Annotated in this window: 4 protein-coding genes and 1 pseudogene; 1 reads left to right on the forward strand and 4 read right to left on the reverse strand. The window is 47.3% G+C overall.

The features are described 5' to 3' along the window. Positions 1-136: 136 nt before the first annotated feature. Positions 137-3,688 carry a methionine synthase gene (gene metH / locus QUA04_RS20705; protein WP_333260034.1) on the forward strand — a complete coding sequence of 1,184 codons (3,552 nt, stop codon included), beginning with the start codon at positions 137-139 and terminating at the stop codon, positions 3,686-3,688. A 233-nt stretch (positions 3,689-3,921) separates the two neighbouring features. Here the strand turns inward: metH and pstB are convergent, their stop codons facing one another. The 4 genes and pseudogenes from pstB to QUA04_RS20725 all read right to left on the reverse strand — a co-directional run. After that, positions 3,922-4,728 (reverse strand): phosphate ABC transporter ATP-binding protein PstB, encoded by an 807-nt coding sequence (gene pstB, locus QUA04_RS20710; protein WP_333260037.1) that lies wholly within the window; start codon positions 4,726-4,728, stop codon positions 3,922-3,924. A gap of 37 nt (positions 4,729-4,765) precedes the next feature. After that, positions 4,766-5,662 (reverse strand): phosphate ABC transporter permease PstA, encoded by an 897-nt coding sequence (gene pstA / locus QUA04_RS20715; protein WP_333260040.1) that lies wholly within the window; start codon positions 5,660-5,662, stop codon positions 4,766-4,768. 5 nt (positions 5,663-5,667) lie between these two features. After that, entirely contained in the window at positions 5,668-6,612 is a 945-nt protein-coding gene (gene pstC / locus QUA04_RS20720; protein ID WP_333260043.1) for a phosphate ABC transporter permease subunit PstC, read from the reverse strand. A gap of 18 nt (positions 6,613-6,630) precedes the next feature. Further along, positions 6,631-7,455, reverse strand: a pseudogene (locus tag QUA04_RS20725) (PstS family phosphate ABC transporter substrate-binding protein); the annotation flags it as partial. Between the last annotated feature and the right edge of the window lie 89 nt (positions 7,456-7,544).

Consider the following 7,544-nt stretch of genomic DNA (forward strand, 5'->3'; position numbering starts at 1 on the left):
TTATCCAAAATCCCAAATCCAAAATCTCAAATCGGCATAGTCATTAGCCATTTGCCAACATTCACATAATTGTGGACAATATTGCACAATAGATAAAATTGTAAATATATAGCACCGGCGTTTTTTTTGACCGCTTATGAATAGCAGATTCCTCGATCGCCTCCACCACCCCTCACGCCCCGTCATCGTCTTCGACGGCGCAATGGGAACCAACCTGCAAGTCCAAAACCTCACCGCAGAAGACTTTGGCGGCAAAGAATACGAAGGCTGCAACGAATATCTCGTCCACACCAAACCCGAAGCCGTCGCCAACGTGCACCGGGGATTCCTCGAAGCAGGGGCCGATGTCATCGAAACAGACACCTTTGGCGCGGCTTCCATCGTACTCGCCGAATACGATTTGGCAGACAAAGCATATTATCTCAACAAAACTGCCGCCGAACTTGCCAAGGGTATCGCCGCCGAATTTTCCACGCCAGAAAAACCGAGATTTGTCGCAGGTTCGATCGGGCCAGGCACCAAATTGCCCACATTAGGACACATCGATTTCGACACACTCACCGCCGCTTTTGCCGAACAAGCAGAAGGACTTTATGACGGCGGCGTTGACTTATTTATTGTCGAAACTTGTCAAGATGTGCTGCAAATTAAATCAGCATTAAATGCCATTGAAGAAGTATTTAAGAAAAAAGGTGCGCGAATTCCATTAATGGTATCAGTCACAATGGAAGCCACCGGCACAATGTTAGTCGGTTCCGACATCAGCGCCGCCCTAGCCATTTTGCAGCCGTACCCGATCGACATTTTAGGCCTCAACTGCGCCACCGGGCCCGATCGCATGGCCGAACACGTCAAATACCTTTCCGAACATTCGCCCTTCGTCGTTTCCTGCGTTCCCAACGCCGGTTTACCCGAAAACATCGGCGGACACGCGCACTACAAACTCACGCCAATAGAATTAAAGATGGCCTTGATGCGCTTTGTCGAAGACTTAGGCGTGCAAGTCATCGGTGGCTGCTGCGGAACCCGCTACGATCACATCCGCGAACTATCAGAAATTGGCAAAACTCTTAAACCCAAAATCCGCGAAATTACTTGGGAACCATCCGCCGCTTCAATTTATAGCGCCCAACCCTACGAACAAGAAAATTCCTTCTTAATTGTCGGCGAAAGACTCAACGCCAGCGGTTCCAAAAAATGCCGCGATTTGCTAAACGCCGAAGACTGGGATGGTTTAGTAGCAATGGCCAGGGAACAAGTGCGAGAAGGCGCGCACATTCTCGATGTTAACGTTGATTATGTCGGCCGCGACGGCGTGCGCGACATGAAAGAATTAGTTTCCCGCGTTGTGACTAATGCCACTCTCCCTTTAATGCTGGATTCCACAGAATGGGAAAAGATGGAAGCAGGCTTAAAAGTTGCGGGCGGCAAATGTTTGCTGAATTCCACTAACTACGAAGACGGAGAACCGCGTTTTTATCAAGTTTTGGAGTTGGCAAAAAAATACGGCGCGGGCATAGTTATCGGGACAATTGACGAAGACGGGATGGCGAGAACTGCTGACCAAAAATTTGCGATCGCCCAACGCGCATATAACGCCGCCGTCGCCTACGGAATTCCCGCCGAGGAAATCTTTTTTGACACCCTAGCTTTGCCCATTTCTACCGGGATAGAAGAAGACAGAAAAAACGGCAAAGCTACCATCGAATCCATCCGCCGCATCCGCCAAGAATTACCAGGATGTCACGTAATTTTAGGAGTTTCTAACATTTCCTTCGGCTTGAATCCGGCGGCGCGGCAAGTTTTGAATTCCATGTTTTTGCACGAAGCAATGCAAGCCGGGATGGACTCAGCAATTGTCAGCGCCAATAAGATTTTGCCCCTTGCCAAAATCGACCCCAAACACCAAGAAATCTGCCGTAAACTCATTTACGACGAACGGGAGTTTGACGGCGATATTTGCGTTTACGACCCCTTGGGCGACCTGACAACGGTGTTTGCGGGCAAAACTACCAAGCGCGATCGGACAGAAGACGCAAGCCTCCCGGTAGAAGAACGTCTCAAGCAGCACATCATCGACGGCGAACGCATTGGACTCGACATCCAACTCGCCAAAGCATTAGAAACCTATCCGCCTCTCAACATTATCAATACCTTCTTGCTAGACGGCATGAAAGTAGTCGGAGAATTGTTCGGTTCGGGACAAATGCAACTGCCATTTGTATTGCAGTCAGCAGAAACCATGAAAGCGGCAGTTGCCTATTTAGAACCGTACATGGAAAAGTCCGAATCCGGGGACAACGCCAAAGGCACATTCATCATCGCTACTGTCAAAGGCGACGTTCACGACATCGGCAAAAACTTGGTTGATATTATCCTATCAAACAACGGCTACCGAGTGATAAACTTGGGTATTAAACAGTCAGTTGACAATATCATCGAAGCCTACGAAAAGCACAAAGCCGACTGTATTGCGATGAGTGGCTTGCTGGTAAAATCGACCGCATTCATGAAAGAGAATCTGGAAGTATTCAACCAGAAAGGAATCACGGTTCCGGTAATTTTGGGCGGCGCGGCTTTGACTCCCAAGTTTGTACATGAAGACTGCCAAAATACATACAAAGGTAAAGTAGTTTATGGCAAAGATGCGTTTTCTGACTTGCACTTTATGGACAAACTCATGCCTGCAAAATCTGCTGGTAAATGGGAAGATTTGCAAGGATTTTTAGATGAAATAGGGCAGGATAATGGGGCGGCTAAAGAAGCTAAAGCTGCGCCACAGACTTCTGTAGAAGATGCCAAGAAAGCAGACACTCCTGTGGTGATAGATACCAGGCGATCCGAAGCAGTTGCAGCAGATATCGATCGCCCAAATCCTCCTTTCTGGGGAACGAAACTGTTGCAGGGAGAAGACATCCCCTTTGAAGAGATTGTCTGGCACTTAGATTTGCAAGCTTTAGTTGCCGGTCAGTGGCAGTTTCGCAAGCCAAAAGACCAATCGCGGGAAGAATACGATGCTTTCTTAGCTGAGAAAGTTTATCCGATATTGGAAGAGTGGAAACACAAAATTCTCACCGAAAAGTTACTGCATCCGCAAGCAATTTACGGGTATTTCCCCTGTCACGCTGAAGGCAATTCTTTGCATTTGTACGACCCGGAAATTATGAATAACGGGCAAGATGTATCGACACCCGCTGCAACATTCACATTTCCCAGGCAAAAATCGGCGCGCAGGCTGTGCATTGCCGACTTCTTCGCGCCCAAAGAATCGGGTAAAATCGATGTATTTCCGATGCAAGTAGCGACAGTGGGAGAAATTGCTACAGAGTACGCGCAAAAGCTATTTGCTAACAATCAATATACCGACTATCTCTACTTTCACGGATTAGCGGTTCAGACAGCGGAAGCAATAGCAGAATGGACTCACGCGCGAATTCGCCGGGAATTGGGATTTGGTAGCGAGGAACCGGACAACATTCGCGATATGCTAGCGCAAAGATATCGGGGTTCGCGGTACAGTTTCGGCTATCCTGCTTGTCCGAATATGGCGGATCAGTACAAGCAATTGGAATTGTTAAAGTGCGATCGCATCAACCTCTACATGGATGAAAGCGAACAACTTTATCCCGAACAATCAACAACCGCAATTATCACCTATCACCCAGCAGCCAAATACTTCTCCGCTTAATTTCTAGGGTGCGCCGCGCGCACATTCCTCGGTGAATTATACTCGTTACCAGGCTCTTCCTGGTAACGCAGCTCCGGAGGCTGTGGCTCCACTTACAGCAGAAAAGCTTGTATAGCGGTTCTCAAGAAAGGGAGGTATGCCGTATGCCCTATGCCCTATGCCCTATGCCCTATGCCCTATGCACGTCGGGTACCTCATGTTACTGAGAAAGGCTATAAATCTGACACTTGCGTTTAACCAAAGCGTCCACTAATGTACTCTTCGGCTTCTTTGGTTTGGGGAGAACCGAAAATTTGTTCAGTGGGACCAAACTCCACCAATTTGCCGCGCCGTTTGCCTTCATCGTCCGTTTCTGTATTGAAAAAAGCCGTCGCATCTGCGATTCTTGAGGCTTGCTGCATATTGTGAGTCACTGTAATAATTGTGTATCGTTCCTTCAGTTCTAAGCACAGTTCTTCAACTTGTCGAGTAGAAATGGGGTCGAGAGCAGAGCAAGGTTCATCCATCAATAAAACATCGGGCTTCATAGCGATCGCCCGGGCAATACAAACCCTTTGTTGTTGTCCCCCCGATAACGCCGTTCCTTTCTCTTGCAGTTTATCCTTAACCTCATCCCAGATAGCTGCTTGTCTGAGGGAAGATTCCACTAATTCATCCAGATTTCCTTGATATCCGTTGGTTCTGGGGGCATAGGCAATATTTTCATAAATGCTCTTGGGAAACGGATTCGGTCTTTGAAACACCATTCCCACCTGTCGCCGCAATTTGACGGGATTCACTTGCGGATCGTAAATATTACGGCTGCGGTAAATGAGTTTCCCTTCCACCTTGGCACCAGGGATTAAATCATTCATGCGATTGAAGCAACGCAATAAGGTACTTTTGCCACAGCCTGAAGGGCCGATAAAGGCGACAATTTTTTGACGGGGAATTTTGATATAGACATCAACAAGGGCTAAAAAGCCATTGTAATAAACCTTTACGCCTTCTGCCTCAAACGCACTATCGTCCGTTTTGAGTTTGGTATTACTGTCAGTCATCTGAAATAGTCTCCTTAATCTTGACAACTCAAGTTAATTAATGGCTGGAATAGCGTTGTCGCAGAAAGATAGCGACGCCATTAAGCCCCAAAATCAAGATAATCAGCACAATAATCGTCGCTGCTGCTGCACTGGCAAACCCCGGTTCAGGACGAGTGATATAGCTGAAAATTTGAATGGGTAACGCCATAAATCGTTGGAATAAACCCGGATTAAACGTGAGGAAACTGACAGCACCCACGACCACCAAAGAAGCAGCATCCCCCATGGCGCGGGAGACAGAAATAATCACCCCCGTAAGAATTCCCGGAATGGCATAGGGTAAGACATGATGTTGAATGGTTTGCCATTTGGTAGTTCCCAGTCCATAGGAAGCATTTCTCAGGGAATCGGGAACGGCGCGGATGGCCTCCCTCGCCGTGACGATAATGACAGGTAAAGACAATAGGGCAAGGGTTAATGCCCCCGAAATCAAGGTAGGCCCAAACCCTAGTAAATAGTTAAAGACCCCTAAACCCAGTAAGCCATAGACAATAGAAGGAATCCCCGCTAAATTCCCGATATTTATCTCAATCACGGCAGTCCACCACTTTTTAGGGGCATATTCCTCTAGATACAAAGCAGCCCCTACCCCAATGGGAACCGCAACCAGAAGGACGATCAGTCCCAGAAAGAAACTCCCAATAATGGCTGGACGGATACCTCCGCGTTCGGCAAAACGGGAAGGCGTTTCCGTGAGAAACCCCGGTGTTAGCAATCTTCCAAGTCCATCATGAAGGATATTAAGAACCAGTAAGGCGAGGACAAATAAACCGATGAGTAACCCAATTAAGAAGAGATACTCAAAGACTTTACCGATCGCTTCTCGGCGTTCTAGGTTATCGGTAAATTCGGCAGTTTTGACGGAATTGTTTGTTGAAGTTGATTTAACCATAGCAATCAGTCGTATTTTTCCTTAAAGCGGCTAGAAATCCAGAAGCTGGCCATATTGAGAGACAATGTAATCACGAACAGAACTGCTCCCACCGCATACAAAGTCTTAAAGCTGAGGCTACCCCTGGGACTATCTCCCCCCGAAATCTCCGCCATAAAAGCGGTCAGGGTGGCGACGGATTCCATGAAATTCCAAGTGAGGCGAGGCTGCGATCCAGCCGCAATCAGAACTGTCATGGTTTCTCCCACTGCGCGGGAAATGCCTAAAATAATCGAAGCCATAATCCCAGACAAGGCTGCCGGAAGAACCACTTTAAAAATGGTTTCTAGTTTGGTAATGCCCAAGGCATAGGAACCTTCCCGCAGAGAACGGGGGACCGATTGAATGGCATCTAAGCTGATGGAACCGACTGTGGGGGTGATCATAATGCCCATCATTAACCCAGCGCTGAGGGCATTAAAAATCTCTAAGGGGAAAAGATGCCGCAGAACCGGAGTGACAAAGAGCAAAGCAAAGTAGCCATAAACTACTGTGGGAATTCCCCCCAATAACTCCACAGCAGGGCGTAACACGGCTGCCACTTTCGGTTGGGCATATTCACTCAGGTAAATGGCTGAAGACAAACCCAAAGGAACCGCCACAGCCATAGCGATCGCAGAGGTTAAAAACGTTCCGTTCAGCAGTGGCCAGATGCCAAAATGGGCTTCGGCAAACAGGGGAGTCCATCGGGTATCCAGAAAAAACTGGGCTAAAGAAACTTCTTGGAAAAAACCCCAAGTCTCTTGGAAAATAATCCAGACAATACCAAAGGTTGTGGCAACGGACACGAAGGCACAGGCAAATAAAACCGCACCAATAATCTTTTCTGGGACATCTTCCGAAGACTTCTTAAGCAAGGAGTCATCCGCAGCGAAAAGGGAGTCATCAAAGGAACTAGGAGTTAGGGTCATGGGTTTGAGATTTCCTCCTTAAATAAAGTTAGTAATGGGTTCACCGGGTTTGGCTTTTTTGAATTTCGTTCCGGTTTCACGCAGCTCAAATTTTTGCTTAGTTTTCACATAAGCTTCATCGGGTAACGGCACATAGCCCACACCCTCTACCCATTTCCAAGAATTTTCTAGATAGAATTTCACGAATCTTTCCAGGGAAGGATTGGTTGTCAGGGCCTTTTTATTGACGTAGATAAAGAGGGGGCGAGAAAGGGGGCTATAGATATTTCTCAGAACGTTATCAAGGGGAACTGGTTTAACACATTTTCCATCTGCATTTTCAATCGCCACCCCGTTCAATTTGTCTTGGTTTTGGAGCAAGAAGGCAATTCCCAGATACGCCAGTCCCGATTTATTGCCAATCACCCCTTGCACGAGGGTATTTTGGTTGCGACTGGGGGTAAAGTCGGTACGGCTATTTTTCCTTTTACCCGTTACGGCTTGGGTGAAATAATCAAAGGTTCCTGTATCGGAAGGAGGGGCAAACAGCAACAGTTTTTCGTCGGGAAAGTCGGGATTGATTTGCTTCCAACTGGTAATCTTGCCTTCGGATTTGGCATTCCACATTATGTCTAATTCTTTAATCGTTAGACATTTGGCAAAGTTATTTTCCTTATTAACCACTACCGCCAGACCATCAAGAGCCATCGGCAGTTCAATAAATTCGATTCCTTTGTCAGCACATTTTTTGATTTCTTCCTCTCTAATGGTGCGAGAAGCCCCCGCAATCTCAAGGTTTCCAGCACAAAACTTGCTAAACCCTCCCCCTGTGCCACTGGCAGCGACGCTGACTTGGGCATTGGGATAAAGTTTTTGGGGAGCATGTCACTTCTGTAGTGAGTAATGATACTCATGCAGGTCTTCGCTGATTACCAATTAAGCCGTTCAAGTAA

This window comes from Microcoleus sp. S13_C5 (assembly GCF_036700845.1).
Classification (GTDB): Bacteria; Cyanobacteriota; Cyanobacteriia; order Cyanobacteriales; family Microcoleaceae; genus Microcoleus.

Excerpts from the sequence above, each read along its gene's own strand:
- metH (WP_333260034.1), top strand. The coding sequence starts at position 137 with ATGAATAGCAGATTCCTCGATCGCCTCCACCACCCCTCACGCCCCGTC.
- pstB (WP_333260037.1), bottom strand. The coding sequence starts at position 4,728 with ATGACTGACAGTAATACCAAACTCAAAACGGACGATAGTGCGTTTGAG.
- pstA (WP_333260040.1), bottom strand. The coding sequence starts at position 5,662 with ATGGTTAAATCAACTTCAACAAACAATTCCGTCAAAACTGCCGAATTT.
- pstC (WP_333260043.1), bottom strand. The coding sequence starts at position 6,612 with ATGACCCTAACTCCTAGTTCCTTTGATGACTCCCTTTTCGCTGCGGAT.